Origin of the sequence: Rhizobium sp. M10, from assembly GCF_002531955.1 — a bacterium.
Taxonomy (GTDB): Bacteria; Pseudomonadota; Alphaproteobacteria; order Rhizobiales; family Rhizobiaceae; genus Rhizobium; species Rhizobium etli_C.
In genome coordinates, this window is the sequence record NZ_NWTA01000018.1 from 15705 (window position 1) to 33779 (window position 18075).

The window sequence follows — 18075 nt, forward strand, 5'->3', positions numbered from 1 at the left end:
GCGAGATGTGCGAGTTCTGCGTCAGGCAGGCTGACGATGAGGACGATGGCGGCGCGGCCGGATCGGGCCAGCCGCGCGAAAGGCCTGCGCGCTATTCCCGCAATTATACCGGCCCGTTCCGCAAAACCCCCGACCGCCTGCTCGGCATGGGGCTGATCCGCCTCTATCAGTTGACGCTTTCCGGCTTTGTCGGCAATTCCTGCCGCCATATCCCGACCTGCTCCGAATACGGCTATGAGTCGATCGCCCGGCACGGATTATGGGCCGGCGGCTGGATGACGCTGTTTCGCGTCAGCCGCTGCGGCCCGGGCGGCACCAGCGGCCTCGACCCGGTGCCCGAGGCGCTCGGCGACGGCTTCCGCTGGTGGACCCCCTGGCGGTATCTCTCCCTCGGACGCAAAAGAGGGTGAACGCCATGGCGATACCAGGCGAATATGCGTGCGTGGCGCAGAGCCGGCAGCGACGACGGGCGAGGTGCGGTCACCATTCGGTGACCGTGGTTTCTCACCTGGGATAACGGAGGATTCCTGGCGGCCATGAGCACCTTCATTGCCCTCCTGCACAGCATTGTCCTGACGCCGGACCGCCGGGTGATCATGGAAGACCTGCGTGCGCTTGCCAAAGAGCTTGGCTATCGCGAGCCGCGCACGCTGGTTTCGACCGGCAATCTCGTTTTCGAGGCCGACGATATGCGCCCGCATGAACTCGAGGTCGCGCTGGAAGAGGGCTTCGAAGAGAAGTTCGGCAAACATGTCGATATCATCGTGCGCAGCGACTGCACCTGGATGGCGCTCTGCAGCACCAATCCGTTCAGGGACGGCAGCGGCGACCAGGTGATCGTCCGGGTGATGCGCCTGCCGGTCGACCCGAAGAAGGTCGAGGCTTTGAAGCCGCTGATGACGGAGGGACAGCGCATCGCCATCGTCGGCGGCGACCTCTGGATCGATTTCGCCGGCAAGCCGAGCCAATCCAAGCTGCTTTCGGCACTGACGACCAAGCGGATAGGCATCGGCACGATGCGCAACTGGAATACGGTCTGCGGCCTCGCGCAAATGATCATGTAGGCCGCTCCTTCTTTACTCCCGAGGGAAATCTGAGTATCAGGCGGCAGCGCATCCAAGGACGGAGGCGCTGTCGTTGCAACCACCCGCATTCGTTGGCGGGACTGGACAAGGAGAATTTCAATGTCCCAATCCGTTTCCCTGACATTTCCCGATGGTTCCGTGCGCAGCTTCCCGGCTGACGCAACCGGCAAGGATGTCGCCGAATCCATTTCCAAGTCGCTCGCCAAGAGCGCCGTCGCCATTGCGATCGACGGCGCCGTGCGTGACCTTTCCGACGCCGTCACGGACGGCAAGATCGAAATCATCACTCGCAAGGACGCGCGCGCGCTGGAACTTATCCGGCATGACGCCGCGCACGTGATGGCTGAGGCGGTGCAGGAACTCTGGCCCGGCACCCAGGTGACGATCGGCCCGGTCATTGAGAACGGCTTCTATTACGACTTCGCCAAGAACGAGCCGTTTACGCCCGACGATCTGCCGAAGATCGAAAAGAAGATGAAGGAGATCATCGCCCGCAACGCGCTCTTCACCAAGCAGGTCTGGTCGCGCGACAAGGCCAAGGAAGTCTTTGCCGCCAAGGGCGAGCAGTACAAGGTCGAGCTCGTCGATGCGATTCCCGAAGGGCAGGATCTGAAGATCTACCATCAGGGCGACTGGTTCGATCTCTGCCGCGGCCCGCACATGGCCTCCACCGGCCAGGTCGGCACCGCCTTCAAGCTGATGAAGGTTGCCGGCGCCTACTGGCGCGGCGACAGCAACAACGCCATGCTGTCGCGCATCTACGGCACGGCATGGGCCGACCAGGCCGATCTCGACAATTACCTGCATATGTTGGCCGAAGCCGAGAAGCGCGATCACCGCAAGCTCGGCCGCGAGATGGATCTGTTCCATTTCCAGGAAGAAGGTCCGGGCGTCGTCTTCTGGCACGGCAAGGGCTGGCGCATCTTCCAGACGCTCGTCGCCTACATGCGGCGCCGGCTGGCGGCCGACTACCAGGAAGTCAACGCGCCGCAGGTGCTCGACACGTCGCTCTGGGAAACCTCGGGTCACTGGGGCTGGTATCAGGAAAACATGTTCGCCGTGAAATCGGCGCATGCGATGACGCATCCGGAAGACAAGGAAGCCGACAACCGCGTCTTCGCGCTGAAGCCGATGAACTGCCCGGGGCACGTGCAGATCTTCAAGCATGGCCTGAAATCCTATCGCGAGCTGCCGATCCGGCTTGCGGAATTCGGCCTGGTGCATCGCTACGAACCGTCGGGCGCGCTGCATGGGCTGATGCGCGTGCGCGGCTTTACGCAGGACGACGCGCATATTTTCTGCACCGACGAGCAGATGGCCGCCGAATGCCTGAAGATCAACGATCTGATCCTGTCGGTCTACGAGGACTTCGGCTTCAAGGAAATCGTCGTCAAGCTTTCGACCCGGCCGGAAAAACGCGTCGGTTCCGACGCACTCTGGGATCGCGCCGAAGCCGTGATGACCGACGTCTTGAAGACGATCGAGGCGCAGTCCGAGGGCCGCATCAAGACCGGCATCCTGCCGGGCGAGGGAGCCTTCTACGGTCCGAAGTTCGAGTATACGCTGAAGGATGCGATCGGCCGCGAATGGCAGTGCGGTACGACGCAGGTCGACTTCAACCTGCCGGAACGCTTCGGCGCCTTCTACATCGACAGCAATTCCGAAAAGACGCAGCCGGTGATGATCCACCGCGCCATCTGCGGCTCGATGGAACGCTTCCTGGGTATCCTGATCGAGAACTTCGCCGGCCATATGCCGCTCTGGGTATCGCCGCTGCAGGTAGTGGTCGCGACGATCACCTCGGAGGCCGATGCCTACGGGCTTGAAGTGGCCGAGGCGCTGCGCGAGGCCGGTCTCAACGTCGAGACCGACTTCCGCAACGAGAAGATCAACTACAAGATCCGCGAGCATTCGGTCACCAAGGTTCCTGTCATCATCGTCTGCGGCAGGAAGGAAGCCGAGGAGCGCACGGTCAACATCCGCCGCCTCGGCAGCCAGGACCAGGTTTCGATGGGGCTCGATGCCGCAGTCGAGAGCCTGACGCTCGAGGCGACACCGCCTGATATCCGCCGCAAGGCCGAAGCAAAAAAAGCTAAGGCTGCCTGAAACGCCCTTATCCGGCAGCGCCATCCGGCGCTGTCGGAAATCTGATATGAAACCGCAATATTGTCGTCGCGAACGGGGAGCGGATCATCCCGGGGCCGGCGTGCGCTTCAAAGAACTATCCTATGCCAATGACGCAGACCCGCGGCTGAAGCGGTGGCTGATCCGCTCGATCGAAGGGCTTTCGGGCCGCGATCACTATGTCGGCCTCTACGAAATCTGGCGCCGCGACATCATCGGCAAAAGCGATCGCGTCTTCGCCAGGACGCTCGATCTCATCGACGTCGCGATCGACGTCAAGGGCCACTGGCCGCTCGAACCCGTTCCCACTGAACCGATCGTCATCGTCGCCAACCACCCTTTTGGCATCGGCGACGGCATCGCTGTCCTGGCGCTTGCCGAACAACTCGGTCGTCCCTTCAAGATACTCATTCATAACGACCTGCTGAAGGTGCCGGAGATGGCATCCTATTCGTTGCCGATCTCCTTTGAAGAGACCCGGGAGGCCCTGGCGATGAACATGAAGAGCCGGAACGAGGCGGTGCGGCTGCTCAAGGAAGGCACGACCATCATCGTCTTTCCGGCTGGCGGCGTTGCCACCGCGAGAAGGGGGTTCGGCCGCGCCGAAGACCTGCCGTGGAAGCTGTTTCCGGCAAAACTCGTCCAGGCGGCGCGGGCTAGCGTGCTGCCGGTCTATTTCGAGGGCCAGAATGGCCGGCTGTTCCACCTGGCGAGCCTGACATCGATGACGCTGCGTCTGTCGCTGCTGATCCGCGAGTTCCGCCGGCTGTCCGGCCGTACGATCACGGCCCATGTCGGCGAGATGCTGAGCTGGGAGTCATTGAGCGAGGGTAGCGACCGCAAAAATCTGCTCGCCCGCCTCCATGAGGCCGTCTTTTCGATGGCGCCGCCCTCGAAGCGGCCGAGACGGCACCGCTTGCGGTAAGGTCAATCGAGGCTGGCGCCGTCGCCGCCCTGCGGCAAGAGCTGTTCATAGGAGGGCAGCGGCGCTTCCGGAGCCGGCTGGACACCCGGCGGCGGCGGCGTGCCGGCCGGCACCTGCTGCACCGTGCGCGCCGCACTCTCCGGCTGCTGCGGCTGCTGGTCCTTCATCAGAACTTCGACATCGGTGTTCCTGCCGGCGACCACTTTGAAATCCCGCTGGTAGATCTTGTCCTTGTTGCGGGCGACGGCGGAATATTCGCCTTCGGCAAGCACCATGGTTGGAAAGGCGCTGACGCTTTCGCCGACGCTGTCGCCGGCTGCCGTCAGGATCGACCAGGCCGTATCGGCGATCGCTTCGCCCCCGGCTTCGGAGACCAGCTTGAAGGTGATCTGGGCGGCGCGGTGCTGGATCGTCGCTTCGGTCAGTTTGCCGGCCTCGACCTGGATGTCGGCGCGGATGACGGCATTGACGCTGCCATATTCGGAAACGATGTGATAGGTGCCGGAATTGAGGCGCACGACCGTGTTCGGGGAGACGTCGGCCACGACAAGGCCGCGCTCGCCGTCGTCGCGGACTTCCGAGGAATAGATCGAGAAGCTCAACTGATCGGGGCGGATGCGGGCATCGGTGCCGGAGACGGCATTGAGCAGCAGGCCGCCGGCATCAAGCACCATCACCTGCTTGTCGACCTGGCCGTCGGCCGGCACCGTCAGCTTCTTGGTGACGCCGGCGCGGCCGAAGGAGACGTTGACGAAATAATCGCCCGGAGCGAGCTGAAAGGCGGCGGGTCCGCCCTTGGCGCTGGCGATCAGCGGCAGCTTGCCGTCGGTTCCGGCGATCGGGCTGAAGACGTACCAGGACAGACCATCCTCGACAGGCGTGCCGTCGGCCGTCAGCTTGGCTTCCATCGCGACGTCGCGCAGCTTGGCGGCTTCGGGGGCGGTGCCAGGCGCGATGAAAGCGTTGAGCTTCGGCATCTTCGGCGTGGATTCGATCTGCTTGAAGTCCTTGAAAGCGTCCTGCGCGCCGGCGCCGAGGGGCGTCACTACCATCAGGGCGATGGCGAGGCCGAGGCGTGCAAAAGGCGAAATGCCAAACATCTGTTTCGTGAACCGATTGACTTCTGAAATCGCAAAGGCCACTTCAAGACCAACGCGATGGCAAATTCAAGACCCACGCTTCGCAGCAGCATAAAAATGAAAGTTTCTCCCGCATGAAATCCGATATCAAGCTGATCGACTACCTTGCCGTGCGCCGCTCCATCCCCGCTTTTCAGATGTGCGAACCAGGCCCCGAGAAGGCCGAGATCGAGGAAATCCTGCGTCTTGCCTCGCGTGTTCCCGATCACGGCAAGATCGCGCCCTGGCGCTTCATCGTCTATCGCGGACAGGAGCGCGTCCGCCTCGGCGAGGCGCTGCTGACGCTGGCGCTCGAGACGAAACCCGACCTTTCCGAAGAGATGATCCAGGTCGAGCGCACCCGCTTCACCCGCGCGCCTGTGGTCGTGGCCGTCGTCAGCAAAGCGGGGCCGCACATCAAGATCCCGGAATGGGAGCAGCTGATGTCGGCCGGCGCCCTCTGCCTCAACGTCATCCTGTCTGCCAATGCCCATGGCTACGTCGCCAACTGGCTGACGGAGTGGTTCGCCTATGATGAGCGCGCCTATCCGCTGCTCGGCGTCGGCTCCGATGAAAAGGTGGCGGGCTTCATCCATATAGGCTCGACGACATTTCCGGCAATCGAGCGGCCGCGGCCGGAGCTTGCCGACACCGTCACCTGGATCGGTGGAGAGGATTGATGTTCTACACCACCGACAGCAACCGCCATGGGCTGGCGCATGATCCCTTCAAGGCGATCGTCTCGCCGCGTCCGATCGGCTGGATCGGCAGCAAGGGCAGGGACGGCTCGATCAATCTTGCGCCCTATTCCTTCTTCAACGCCGTCGCCGACCGGCCGAAGCTGGTGATGTTCTCTTCGGCGGGCCGCAAGCACAGCCAGCGCAACGCCGCCGAGACCGGCGTCTTCACCTGCAATTTCGTCAGCCGCGATCTCGCCGAAAAGATGAACCTTTCCTCGGCCGCACTGCCCTATGGCGAGAGCGAATTCGGCTTCGCCGGACTGACGCCGAAGCAGGCCGAACTTATCGACGCCCCCTATGTCGGCGAGGCTTTCGCGGTGCTCGAATGCAGGGTCACCGAGATCATCGAGCCGAAGACGCTGTCGGGTACGCCGTCCGAAAACGTCATCGTCTTCGGCGAGGTCATCGGCATCCGCATCGACGAGGCGATCGTCAGGGACGGCCGCCTCGACATGTCGATCGCCCGGCCTGTGGCCCGCATGGGGTACATGGATTACAGCGAGGGCAGCGATGTGTTCGAGATGCTCCGGCCCCAGGTCGAGGGCTGACGCGAAGGCATACAAGGGCTTAAGAAATATGGTGAACGAATCTTAAACCTTTTGCCGCTACGGTCGCAGCAATGAAAGGAACGCGAGGGAATCGCGTTCAAGTGCTGGGGCGTCGCGTGATCGTAGAATCTTTCCTTCGTTGGATCGAAACGGCCAAGACCGGTGATCGGGCCCGGGCCGCGAACGCACTCGGTCGAGCCTATCTGCAGTCTCAGATGAACGCGGAGGAGCGGGCGGCGGCCGAGATGGCAATGACCTTTTTGCTCGACGATCCGTCGCCGCGCGTGCGGCTTGCCCTTGCCGAGGCGATCGCCTGGTCGCCCGACGCGCCGCGCAGCCTGGTCCTTTCGCTTGCCGCCGATCAGCCTGAGATCGCCTGCCACGCCGTCACCTGTTCACCGCTTCTTTCCGATGCCGACCTCGTCGATCTCGCGGCACGCGGCAATGGCGCAACCCGGATGCTGATCGCGGCGAGGGCGCGTGTGACGCGGCCGGTTTCAGCCGCCCTTGCGGAAGTCGGCGATGAAGAGGAGCTGCTCTGCCTGCTCGAGAACGAGGGCGCTGTCATTTCCAGCCTTTCGTTGAAGCGCATCGCCGAACGGCTCGGCGACTGCTGCGATATCCGCAATCTGCTTCTCGAACGCAGCGATCTTCCGGCCGATGCCCGCCAGCTGCTGACCCAGCATGTCAGCAATGCGCTGGTCGGTCTGCCGCTTGTTCAGGCGGCGATCGGGCTGCAGCGGCTGCAGCGGATCAGCCGCGAGGCGACGGAAGCGGCGATCGTATCGATTGCCGGCGATATCGCGCCCCGGGAGATACCTGACCTCGTCGAACATTTGCGTCTCAACGGCCGTCTGACGCCGTCCTTCCTGATGCACGCCCTCTGCTGCGGCAAGGTGGACTTCTTCGCCGGAGCGATCGTCGATCTGACAGGCTGCGGCGAGCGCCGCGTGCGCTCGATCCTGGCGACGGGACGCATGCATGCGATGCGCGCGCTCTATGAATCCGCCGGCCTGCCGAGGGATATCAGCGTGATCTTCGTGGAGGCGACGCTTCTGTGGCGCGAGGCGGCCCGGAAGGCGCCGGGCAGCGTGCTCGGCACCGTCTGCGGTCGTCTTCTCCAAAAATTCCGCCATCACGATGGCGCACATGGCGCGGTCGGAGAACTGCTTGACATGGTGGAGAAGCTGCATGTCGCCGAGCAGCGGCAATCAGCCCGCGTTTATGCGGCGCTTGCAGCGGCCTAAAGCGCATCGCGATCTTTCAGATTCGCTCCTTGCGCTTTAGCTCTCGGTTTTCACGCATGTCGTTGCCGCAAAACCGCGCACACTTTTGCGCGACATGCTTTAGTCGGCGATCCGTGTCACCACCCAGGAATAGCTGGCGGATACGAAGTGCACGGGCTTGGAGAGCGTCTCCTTGACGTCCCGGCCCGAGGGAAGATGCGCGCGGACCGGGCCGGCGATATTTTCAGCGAAGCTGGCGAGCTTTCCGACGGGTTGTTCGACAGGCTCGGGCGCAGGAATGGCGGCCGGCGCCGGCTTTGGCGGTTCGGCGGCGGCAACCGCTTTCGGCGCCTCGCAGACCGCGATCACCGAGGGATAGCTGACTTTGGCATAGGCCTTCAGCCGGCGCTCGGCCTCGGCATCGCAGGCGGCAACGGTTTCCCAACGCTTGTCGACTGTCGCGACATAGCTGCACTGGGTGACGGAATCGTCGCAACCGAGAATGGTCATCGCGATGAGCACCGCTTGCATATTCTGCTTCCTTGGCTATTGAACCTGACATCGCCTTAGACGGCGCAATTCCAACCGAATGAAGGCAAGAGCATTAACTCTTCGTCATGTCGAGCAAAAATTGCGCCTCGCACGCATCGGGAGTTAGCATGTCCGTCACCATTGCCCAAGAGCCGCCGCGGCAGGAGGGCGTACTCCGCCTTCTCGATCTTTCCGATGCCTATGCGCAGTCGCTCTATCCGGCCGAGAGCAATCATCTGGTGGACCTTTCTCTCCTGGAAAAACCGTCAGTGAGTTTCTTCGTTGCGCGCAACCATGGCGCAATCGTCGGATGCTGCGCATTGGTGGAGGCCGGCGACGGTACGGCGGAGATCAAGCGCATGTTCGTCGATCCGCAGGCGAGGGGACTGAGGATCGCCAGCGGCCTGATGAACGCGCTGGAGACCGTCGCACGGGAAAAGCGGCTGATGGCGATCCGGCTTGAAACCGGCATCTATCAGCCCGAGGCGATCGCTCTCTATCGCAAATACGGATATCGGGAGATCGAGGCCTTCGGCGCCTATCTGCCGGACCCGCTCAGCCTGTTCATGGAAAAGCAGCTGGGATAGCGGCCTGCGCCCCGCTTCAGCCTTCCGCGACGCGGGGAACCGGCTTGGACGGCGGAGCCTGTTCGTCGATGACGACCTGCGGCCCATGCTCGCTGGTCTCGGCGTTGCGGGCCTCGTGGATCCATTCGCGCCAGATGGCGACGATCAGCGCCATCAGCACCGGGCCGATGAAGAGGCCGAGAAAGCCCATCGTCTTGACGCCGCCGACAAGGCCGAAGAAGGTCGGCAGGAAGGGCAGCTTGATCGGGCCGCCGACGAGCTTCGGCCGCAGCGTCTTGTCGACGATGAAGAGCTCGACCGTGCCCCAGACGAAGAGACCGACGCCGGCGACATGCGAGCCGCTCGCCAGGAGATAGATCGAGACCAGCGTGAACGAGAGCGGCGCACCGCCCGGTATCAGCGCCATCACACCCGTCAGCACGCCAAGCGTCACCGGCGACGGCACGCCGGCGATCCAATAGGCAAGACCGAGCACGATGCCTTCGCCGATCGCAATCAGCGTCATGCCCATGACGGTGGAGCTGATTGTCGCCGGAACGACGCGGGAAATGCGTTCCCAGCGGTTCGGCAGGATGCGCTCGCCCAGCATGTCGATCTGCTTGGAGAAGGAGAAGCCGTCGCGATAGACGAAGAACAGCGCGATCAGCATGAACAGCAGCGTCAAGAGAAGATGGAAGGCGCCACCGCCGGCCGCAAGAACGGCACGGTAGATATTGCCGATATGGGCGCCGCTGACCGCCTGGATGAGCTCGCCGAGCGCGCCCGGGCTGCCGATATATTTTGTCCAAAGCTCATCGAGATAGGGACCGGCAAACGGCAAGGCGGCGATCCAGCCAGGTGTCGAGGCCCCCGAACGGTTGGCGTGGATCGCCCAGGCGAGCCAGGTGCGCACTTCGCCCGTCGTATAGGTGGCCGCAAATCCGATCGGGATGACCAGAAAGGTGACGATCATGATGATGGCGATGGTCGCGGCGATCGTCGTATTGCCGCCGACGCGGGCAAGAAGCTTGCGGTAGAGCGGCCAGCTGGCGAAGCCGATGACGAGGGCGGCCAGCACCGGCACTAGAAAGCCGTAGAAGAAATAGACGCCGGCGGCGACGATCAGCACCAGCAACCAGCGCGCCGCGGAGATGGAGGGTATCAGCGGCGTGCGTGTCGGCGCCGACGAGCCCAGCCATCGCGGTTCATGATTGCTTCTCTGACGGTCAAACACACCCACGCGCGCCTCTTCTTATTCTTGTCTTCTGGTTATGGGCTATGAACCCGGCGGTTTCAAGGTCCGCACCGTGAAAGCGTATACAAAGCGTCGCTATTCAGCCATCAGTGCCGATGCCTTACTGTTGTGGGCGACGCAAAATCTTGAAGGCGTAGAACTGCGTCTTCTGCGCGGCCGAGAAATTATTGTCCGAGCCGAGAATGAGGACGTCGGTTCCATCCTTGGCCTTGCCGAGCGACATGGCCTCGATATTGTCGGGGACAAGGCCGATTGCTCTGAGATCAAGGATCTGGTCTTGCGAACCGGGACGACCCGCTGGTCGTTCTTGGCGAGCGAGGCAATGGCCGATATGTCGGTCGCGTCGGCGAGATCCATCATCATGATCTTGATGTTGTTGCCGACGCCTTCTGCATAGCTTCGCTCGACGGCGAGCAGGCGGTGATCGTCGAGAGCGAGCATTTCCGACATGCCGTTGTCGTTGCCGCCGTCGGGCTTGGCGGCGGCCTGCGGAATCGGCGAGACCGGGTAGACATATTGCGCCTTCGGCTCGCCGGTCGCGCCGTCGTAACGGATGATACGCGACAGGCTGCCCGTGATCAGCGACGGCTTCGGGCCGTCCTGGTAGAGGGCGGCTTCGACGCCGACGAAAACGTCGCCCGAGGGTGCGACGGCGAGATCCTCGAGGGCGAGATTGTCACGGATGCCGGTCGACTTGTCGAGGGTCGGTGCAAAGCCTTCCGGCAGCTTGAATTCGCGCAGGAAAGTACCGGCCGGCGCAGCGACGCGGATGAAGGGCGGCAGCAGCACCTTGGCGTCGCCTTCGCTGCCCCAATAGATGCCGTCCTTACCGAGGCGGATCGATTCCGGATCGACGGTCTTTGCCGCGAAAGGCTCGCCGTTCTTGTCCTTCAGCGTCACGTGCTTGACGATGGAAACACCCTTGAGGCCGGAGGCGTCGACATCGATGTCGAGTTCATAGAAGCGGGCCGGCGCCTTATCCGAGCGATCGTCGCTGATGGCGAGATAGTGGCCGGTGGCGGCATCGAAATCGAGGCCGGAAATGCCGCCGAATTCGACGCCGTTTTCTATCTGGCCGGTCGGGATGACGAATTCACCGAGATAGGAGAGCGAAATGCCGGCGGCGCAATCGCCGAAGGGGCAGGCGGTTTCGGCGGTGGCGCCGATATCGGTGGCCCTGACAGTCACGGTGCTGGACAGGAGAACGAAAGCGGCAGTCGCGAGAAAACGCTTGGTCATGGCAAGTATCCGGCAAGGGTTGAAAAGGTTCGAACGGACGCAGGCGTTCCTCCCGGGGAGGGCACGCGCCGACCGCTTCATGCGCCGGTTGTTTGACGGAGTTGTTACGGTTCTTCGTCAGTTCCGTGAAATCGCAAATGCTAAAATGAGGGCGCGCCGAGAGTCTCTGTCAGGGGCGGCGCGCCTAAGGCCTGCTTAAATATCCAGGTTTTCGGCGAAGGCGGCGCGCTCCTGAATGAAGCGGAAGCGGGCCTCGGGCTTGGTGCCCATCAGATCGTCGACGGCGCTGCGTGTGCCTTCGAAATCCACCTCGTCGATCAGCACCTTCAGCAGGGTGCGCTTGGACGGGTCCATGGTGGTTTCCTTGAGCTGGGCGGGCATCATTTCGCCGAGACCTTTGAAGCGGCTGATCTCGACCTTGGCCTTGCCCTTGAATTCCGTCTGCATCAGTTCGGCCCGATGATTGTCATCGCGGGCATAGGCGGATTTCGCCCCTTGCGTGATCTTGTAGAGCGGCGGAACGGCAAGGAAGAGGTGACCGCCGCGCACCAGCTCCGGCATCTCCTGATAGAAGAAGGTGATGAGCAGAGAGGCGATGTGGGCGCCGTCGACGTCGGCATCGGTCATGACGATGATGCGCTCGTAGCGCAGGTCTTCGTCGCGGTATTTCGCGCGGGTGCCGCAGCCGAGCGCCTGGATGAGATCGGCGAGCTGCTGGTTGGCGCCGAGTTTTTCGCGGCCGGCGCTGGCGACGTTGAGGATCTTGCCGCGCAGCGGCAGGATCGCCTGATTGGCGCGATTGCGCGCCTGCTTGGCCGAGCCGCCTGCCGAATCACCCTCGACGATGAAGAGTTCGGCGCCTTCGGCGGTATTCTGCGAGCAGTCGGCGAGCTTGCCGGGCAGGCGCAGCTTGCGCACCGCCGTCTTGCGGTTGACTTCCTTTTCCTTGCGGCGGCGCAGGCGCTCCTCGGCGCGCTCGATCACCCAGTCGAGCAGCTTGGCCGCCTCGTTCGGATTGTCGGCGAGATAGTGGTCGAAGGGGTCGCGCAGCGCATTCTCGACGATGCGCTGGGCCTCGACGGTCGCCAGCTTGTCCTTGGTCTGGCCGACGAATTCCGGCTCGCGGATGAAGACCGACAGCATGCCGACGGCCGAGATCATCACGTCGTCGGTGGTGATCTGCGCGGCGCGCTTGTTCTGCGTCAGCTCGGCATAGGCCTTCAGCCCCTTGGTCAGCGCGATGCGCAGGCCTGCCTCGTGTGTGCCGCCTTCGGGGGTCGGGATGGTGTTGCAATAGGAATGCACCTGCGGATCGCCGCCATACCAGGTGATCGCCCATTCCATCGAGCCGTGGCCGCTGGCCTTCTCGGTCTTGCCGGCGAAGATCTCGCGGGTGACGGTGAACTCCTTGCCCATCGTCGCCTGGAGATAGTCCTTGAGGCCGCCGGGGAAATGGAAGGTGGCCTTATCAGGCACCTCGGACCCTTCCGGCAGAACGCCGGGCTCGCAGCTCCAGCGGATCTCGACGCCACCGAAGAGGTAAGCCTTGGAGCGCGCCATGCGAAAGACGCGGGCGGCGTCGAACTTCATATGCTCGCCGAAGATCTGGGCGTCGGGATGGAAGCGCACGCGGGTGCCGCGGCGATTGTGGACGTCGCCCAATTCCTCGAGCCCGCCCTGCGGCAGGCCGCGGGAGAAGCGCTGGCGGTAGAGCTTACGGTTGCGCGCCACCTCGACCTCGAGGACGTCGGACAGCGCGTTGACGACCGAGACACCGACGCCGTGCAGGCCGCCCGATGTCTCATACGCCTTGCCGTCGAATTTGCCGCCGGCATGCAGCTTGGTCATGATGACTTCGAGCGTCGATTTGCCCGGAACCTGCGGATGGTTCTCAACCGGGATGCCGCGGCCGTTATCGGTGACGGTGAGGTACCCCTGCAGATCGAGATGCACTTCGATGAAATTGGCGTGTCCGGCGACCGCCTCGTCCATCGCATTGTCGATGACTTCGGCAAAGAGATGATGCAGCGCCTTTTCGTCGGTGCCGCCGATATACATGCCCGGGCGCATGCGCACCGGCTCGAGGCCCTCGAGGACGCGGATCGACGAAGCGCCGTAGTCGTCCGAGTTCGATCCGGCAGGCGCCGGGCGCGCAGAGGCGGGGGGCGGCGTCGCGGCGATGGGCGCTGCGGCCGGCGCTACGGGCTTCTGTGCCTCCTCGCGTTTTTCAGAAAGGGGCAGTCCGGAAAAAAGGTCGTTGCTGTCGTCCATGGAGCCGTTCAGATCTTCATCCTGTCTTGGGCTTGCATCCGCCGCCGACCCAAAATCACCGCATTTCATGTCACGTTTGCGAATCAGGCAGATTCTGCCAGAAAGCACCTCTATACGCGACACCGCCAATTCTGGCGGAGTTTGACACATGATTTGCGTTGCCGGGCGCGGAATGGCAAGCGGCGGCAGGCTTCAGGAAACCATCCGCATGCGAATGTCCACAAGTGATTGCACTGTTATATCTGCAATTGCGGCGTTTTTCCTGTCCGCGGTCGTGCAGTTATCAGGCGGGCCGGCGCAGGCGGCCGACGCGCTGGGGCCTTTCAAGGACGATCTGTTCTCGAAGCAGACCATCCTGCAGACCGGCGACGACGGCGCTTTCGAGGTCATCGACTACGATGAGATGCGCGATATCAACGGCCGCGACCAGATCCCGCAGAAGCGGGTGCAGCAGAAATATGTGGCGCTCGGCATCCGCAAGGCCCAGGCGGACGAAACGCTCTCCCTCGACGGCATCAGCCTCGATGTCACCAGGGTGGGACCGGCGCAAAATGCCGCTTTCACGGTGATCTTCATCCACGGCCGCGATGGCGACCGCCGGCTCGGGGCCAACGACTACAGCTTCGGCGGCAATTTCAACCGGCTGAAGAACCTCGCCGCCGGCAATGGCGGCGTCTATTATTCGCCGACGGTCAAGGGCTTCGACAGCAACGGCGTTGCCGCCATCGCCGGCCTCATCCGCTATGCCAGCGCCCAATCACCCGGCCGGCCGGTCATCCTGTCCTGCGCCTCGATGGGCAGTCAGGTCTGCTGGGGCATTGCCCGCGACGGGGCCAGCGTCCAGCGGCTGAAGGGCATGCTTGTCATGAGCGGGGTTACGGATCCCGATTTCACCAGAAGCGCCTTCTACAAGTCGAAACTGCCGCTCTGGTTCGCGCATGGCAGCCGCGATCCGGTCTATGCCGCCAGCGACCAGCAGGCGCTGTTCGAAAAACTGCACAAGGCAAAATATCCGACGCGCTTCACGCTGTTTCAGACCGGCAATCACGGAACGCCGATCCGGATGATCGACTGGCGCAGGGTGTTGAACTGGCTTCTTGCGGCTTAGCGCGGGTTTTTCGGCAAAATTTGCCTGGGATTGCCGAGATTCCCCTTACGTCAGGGGCATGATGCTTTTCTTTGCCGCAAGCTTTTGATATGGCCGCAGGCATAAGCAGATTTAGGGAAGGCCGGCATGACACCTGACGTGCGCCCGCTCGTGGCGGGAAATTGGAAAATGAACGGCACCCGTGCCTCTCTGGATCAGATCAAGGCGATCGCCGAGGGTGTTCGTCCGCCGCTCGCCGATAAGGTCGAGGCGTTGATCTGCCCGCCTGCGACGCTGCTCTATGTGGCGACCGCGCTTTGCACCGACAGCCCGCTTTCGATCGGCGCGCAGGACTGCCATCAGAAGGCGTCCGGGGCGCATACCGGCGACATCTCGGCCGAAATGATCGCCGACAGTTTCGGCACCTATGTGATCGTCGGCCATTCCGAGCGCCGCACCGACCACGCCGAAACGGACCATCTGGTGCGCGCCAAGGCGGAGGCCGCCTTTGCCGCCGGGCTGACGGCGATCATCTGCATCGGCGAGACGGCGGACGAACGCCGCGCCGGCCAGGCGCTCGACATCATCAAGCGCCAGCTTTCGGCCTCCGTTCCGGATGGCGCAACCGCCGAAAATACGGTTATCGCCTATGAGCCGATCTGGGCGATCGGTACCGGTGTGACGCCGACATCGGGAGACGTGGAAAAGGCGCATGCCTTCATGCGCGCCGAAATGGCGGCGCGCTTCGGCGATCAGGGCCGGAAGATGCGCCTTCTCTATGGCGGCTCGGTCAAGCCGGCCAATGCCGGCGAACTGATGGGCATTGCCAATGTCGACGGCGCGCTGATCGGCGGGGCGAGCTTGAAAGCCGCCGACTTCCTCGCCATCTACCGGGCCTACGAGGCGCTGCTCGCCTGAGGCATTGTTTATTCCCGGGTTATTCGTTCAATCCGGGCGTATTCTCGGCCGAAGGGCTTGGAATAGATGAACGCCTCATGTAAAGAGCCGCCAGAATTTTTAATTATGTCCGTCTTCCGGCGGGCAGGACTGGACCCATGCAGACAGTATTGATTGTCATCCATCTCATGATCGTGCTCGCGCTTGTCGGCGTCGTGCTCATCCAGCGCTCGGAAGGCGGCGGCCTCGGCATCGGCGGCGGTTCGGGCTTCATGTCGGCCCGCGGCACGGCCAATGCGCTGACGCGCACGACCGCGATCCTTGCCACGCTGTTCTTCCTGACGTCGCTCGGCCTCGGCATACTGACGCGTTACGAGGGCCGTCCGGGCGATATTCTCGACCGCATCCCGGCCACGAGCGGCCAGGGCAACGGCATTCTCGATTCGCTCGGCGGCGCACAGGCTCCGGCCAACCAGCCGGCCGGCAACGGCGTTCCGAGCAGCGGCGCCGCCGCGCCCGCTCCGCAGGCTCCGGCCGCGCAAGCTCCGGCAGCCCAGGCCCCCGCGGCCAGCGCGCCTTCAACGGATGCGCCGGCAGCAACTGCTCCGGCAACGACTGCCCCGGCAACGCCCGCAGCTCCGGCGCCGGCGCCGGCTCAGCCCTCCGGCGTCCCGACGGGACAGTAAACCGGTTTTCGACATAAACCGCCGGCAGGCCCTCGGGTCTGCCGGTTTTCTTTTGTTCAGATTCCCGCGTCAGGCTTCGAAAGTTCTGGAAAAGAATTTTTGGGCTGGTGGAATCGTTTTTGAAAAGGTATCCGGTGAATCCCATGGCGCGATACGTATTCATCACTGGCGGCGTGGTTTCCTCCCTCGGAAAAGGAATCGCGGCCGCGGCTCTCGGAGCCTTGCTGCAGGCTCGTGGTTATCGGGTCCGGCTTCGCAAGCTCGACCCCTATCTGAATGTGGATCCGGGCACGATGAGCCCGACCCAGCATGGCGAAGTCTTCGTCACCGACGACGGTGCGGAAACCGATCTCGATCTCGGCCACTACGAGCGCTTCACGGGGCGTTCGGCAACCAAGACCGACAACATCACCACCGGCCGCATCTACAAGAACATCATCGACAAGGAACGGCGCGGCGACTATCTCGGCGCGACGGTGCAGGTCATCCCGCACGTCACCAACGAGATCAAGGATTTCGTCACCGAGGGCAACAAGGACTACGATTTCGTCATCTGCGAGATCGGCGGCACGGTCGGCGACATCGAGGCGATGCCCTTCATGGAGGCGATCCGCCAGCTCGGCAACGACCTGCCGCGCGGCACCGCCGTCTACGTGCATCTGACGCTGATGCCCTATATTCCGGCGGCAGGCGAACTGAAGACCAAGCCGACCCAGCACTCGGTGAAGGAACTGCAGGCGCTCGGCATTCATCCCGATATCCTGCTGGTGCGCGCCGATCGCGAAATCCCGGAAGCCGAGCGCCGCAAGCTCTCGCTGTTCTGCAACGTGCGTCCGTCCGCCGTCATCCAGGCACTCGATGTCGCCAACATCTATGACGTGCCGATGGCCTACCACAAGGAAGGCCTCGACGACGAAGTGCTCGCCGCCTTCGGCATCGAGCCGGCGCCGAAGCCGCGCCTCGACCAGTGGGAAGAGGTCTGCAACCGCATCCGGACGCCGGAAGGCGAAGTGACGATCGCGATCGTCGGCAAATATACCGGCCTCAAGGATGCCTATAAATCGCTGATCGAGGCGCTGCACCACGGCGGCATCGCCAATCGCGTCAAGGTCAAGCTCGAATGGATCGAGTCCGAGGTCTTCGAGAAGGAAGATCCGGCACCCTATCTGGAAAAGGTGCATGGCATCCTCGTGCCGGGCGGCTTCGGCGAGCGCGGCTCCGAAGGCAAGATCCATGCGGCCCGCTTTGCCCGTGAGCGCAAGGTGCCGTATTTCGGCATCTGTTTCGGCATGCAGATGGCCGTCATCGAGGCGGCACGCAATCTCGCGGATGTGCCGGCGGCTTCGTCGACCGAGTTCGGCCCGACGAAAGAACCGGTGGTCGGCCTGATGACCGAATGGGTCAAGGGCAACGAGCTGCAGAAGCGCACCGCGGCCGGCGATCTCGGCGGCACGATGCGCCTTGGAGCTTACAAGGCGGCCCTGAAGAAGGGCACGAAGATCTCGGAAATCTACGGTTCGACCGACATTTCCGAGCGTCATCGCCACCGCTATGAGGTCAATATCGACTACAAGGACCGGCTCGAGAGCTGCGGCCTCGTCTTCTCCGGCATGTCGCCGGACGGCGTTCTGCCGGAGACGATCGAATATCCCGATCACCCCTGGTTCATCGGCGTGCAGTATCACCCCGAACTGAAGAGCCGCCCGCTCGACCCACATCCGCTGTTTGCCAGCTTCATCGAAGCGGCAACGGAGCAGAGCCGCCTCGTCTGACGAGT

16 protein-coding genes and 1 pseudogene are annotated in these 18075 nt (G+C 63.1%); 12 read left to right on the plus strand and 5 right to left on the minus strand.

The window, feature by feature from the left end:
- Nucleotides 1-5: 5 nt before the first annotated feature.
- The 4 genes from yidD (at nucleotide 6) to CO671_RS23500 (ending at nucleotide 4134) form a co-directional block, all read left to right on the plus strand.
- The gene (yidD, locus tag CO671_RS23485) at nucleotides 6-410 is read left to right on the plus strand and encodes a membrane protein insertion efficiency factor YidD (protein ID WP_097607918.1); all 405 of its coding nucleotides are present in this window, start codon (nucleotides 6-8) and stop codon (nucleotides 408-410) included.
- A 126-nt stretch (nucleotides 411-536) separates the two neighbouring features.
- A complete protein-coding gene (locus CO671_RS23490; RefSeq protein ID WP_097607919.1) occupies nucleotides 537-1064 on the plus strand; it encodes a DUF1697 domain-containing protein in 528 nt (175 codons plus the stop codon).
- 120 nt (nucleotides 1065-1184) lie between these two features.
- Nucleotides 1185-3191 (plus strand): threonine--tRNA ligase, encoded by a 2007-nt coding sequence (gene thrS, locus CO671_RS23495; protein WP_097607920.1) that lies wholly within the window; start codon nucleotides 1185-1187, stop codon nucleotides 3189-3191.
- A 100-nt stretch (nucleotides 3192-3291) separates the two neighbouring features.
- The gene (locus tag CO671_RS23500; protein ID WP_097608031.1) at nucleotides 3292-4134 is read left to right on the plus strand and encodes a lysophospholipid acyltransferase family protein; all 843 of its coding nucleotides are present in this window, start codon (nucleotides 3292-3294) and stop codon (nucleotides 4132-4134) included.
- Between the two features lie 2 nt (nucleotides 4135-4136).
- Here CO671_RS23500 and CO671_RS23505 read toward each other — a convergent pair whose 3' ends face one another.
- Entirely contained in the window at nucleotides 4137-5234 is a 1098-nt protein-coding gene (locus tag CO671_RS23505) for a hypothetical protein (RefSeq protein ID WP_097607921.1), read from the minus strand.
- 113 nt (nucleotides 5235-5347) lie between these two features.
- Here CO671_RS23505 and CO671_RS23510 point away from each other — a divergent pair, with 113 nt between their 5' ends.
- From CO671_RS23510 to CO671_RS23520, 3 genes are all read left to right on the plus strand, one after another.
- The gene (locus tag CO671_RS23510) at nucleotides 5348-5932 is read left to right on the plus strand and encodes a nitroreductase (RefSeq protein WP_097607922.1); all 585 of its coding nucleotides are present in this window, start codon (nucleotides 5348-5350) and stop codon (nucleotides 5930-5932) included.
- A complete protein-coding gene (locus tag CO671_RS23515) occupies nucleotides 5932-6540 on the plus strand; it encodes a flavin reductase family protein (protein WP_097607923.1) in 609 nt (202 codons plus the stop codon). The genes CO671_RS23510 and CO671_RS23515 overlap by 1 nt, the downstream gene beginning before the upstream one ends.
- A 101-nt stretch (nucleotides 6541-6641) precedes the next feature.
- Nucleotides 6642-7787 (plus strand): DUF2336 domain-containing protein, encoded by a 1146-nt coding sequence (locus tag CO671_RS23520; RefSeq protein ID WP_097607924.1) that lies wholly within the window; start codon nucleotides 6642-6644, stop codon nucleotides 7785-7787.
- A gap of 99 nt (nucleotides 7788-7886) precedes the next feature.
- Here CO671_RS23520 and CO671_RS23525 read toward each other — a convergent pair whose 3' ends face one another.
- The gene (locus CO671_RS23525; protein WP_097607925.1) at nucleotides 7887-8297 is read right to left on the minus strand and encodes a hypothetical protein; all 411 of its coding nucleotides are present in this window, start codon (nucleotides 8295-8297) and stop codon (nucleotides 7887-7889) included.
- A gap of 128 nt (nucleotides 8298-8425) precedes the next feature.
- Here CO671_RS23525 and CO671_RS23530 point away from each other — a divergent pair, with 128 nt between their 5' ends.
- A complete protein-coding gene (locus CO671_RS23530) occupies nucleotides 8426-8884 on the plus strand; it encodes a GNAT family N-acetyltransferase (protein WP_097607926.1) in 459 nt (152 codons plus the stop codon).
- A gap of 16 nt (nucleotides 8885-8900) precedes the next feature.
- Here CO671_RS23530 and CO671_RS23535 read toward each other — a convergent pair whose 3' ends face one another.
- From CO671_RS23535 to parE, 3 genes and pseudogenes are all read right to left on the minus strand, one after another.
- The gene (locus CO671_RS23535; protein ID WP_097607927.1) at nucleotides 8901-10103 is read right to left on the minus strand and encodes an AI-2E family transporter; all 1203 of its coding nucleotides are present in this window, start codon (nucleotides 10101-10103) and stop codon (nucleotides 8901-8903) included.
- A gap of 115 nt (nucleotides 10104-10218) precedes the next feature.
- Nucleotides 10219-11357 (minus strand): annotated as a pseudogene (locus CO671_RS23540) (esterase-like activity of phytase family protein).
- A gap of 195 nt (nucleotides 11358-11552) precedes the next feature.
- On the minus strand, nucleotides 11553-13628 hold the full coding sequence (parE, locus tag CO671_RS23550) for a DNA topoisomerase IV subunit B (RefSeq protein ID WP_097607928.1): 2076 nt from the start codon (nucleotides 13626-13628) through the stop codon (nucleotides 11553-11555).
- Between the two features lie 208 nt (nucleotides 13629-13836).
- Between parE and CO671_RS23555 the strand changes: the two genes are divergently transcribed.
- The 4 genes from CO671_RS23555 (at nucleotide 13837) to CO671_RS23570 (ending at nucleotide 18070) form a co-directional block, all read left to right on the plus strand.
- The gene (locus tag CO671_RS23555) at nucleotides 13837-14736 is read left to right on the plus strand and encodes a phospholipase (protein WP_097608032.1); all 900 of its coding nucleotides are present in this window, start codon (nucleotides 13837-13839) and stop codon (nucleotides 14734-14736) included.
- 126 nt (nucleotides 14737-14862) lie between these two features.
- Complete coding sequence (tpiA, locus tag CO671_RS23560; RefSeq protein WP_038689029.1) at nucleotides 14863-15633, plus strand: triose-phosphate isomerase; 771 nt, start codon at nucleotides 14863-14865, stop codon at nucleotides 15631-15633.
- A gap of 137 nt (nucleotides 15634-15770) precedes the next feature.
- Entirely contained in the window at nucleotides 15771-16298 is a 528-nt protein-coding gene (gene secG / locus CO671_RS23565) for a preprotein translocase subunit SecG (RefSeq protein WP_097607929.1), read from the plus strand.
- 143 nt (nucleotides 16299-16441) lie between these two features.
- The gene (locus CO671_RS23570) at nucleotides 16442-18070 is read left to right on the plus strand and encodes a CTP synthase (RefSeq protein ID WP_097607930.1); all 1629 of its coding nucleotides are present in this window, start codon (nucleotides 16442-16444) and stop codon (nucleotides 18068-18070) included.
- Nucleotides 18071-18075: the final 5 nt, after the last annotated feature.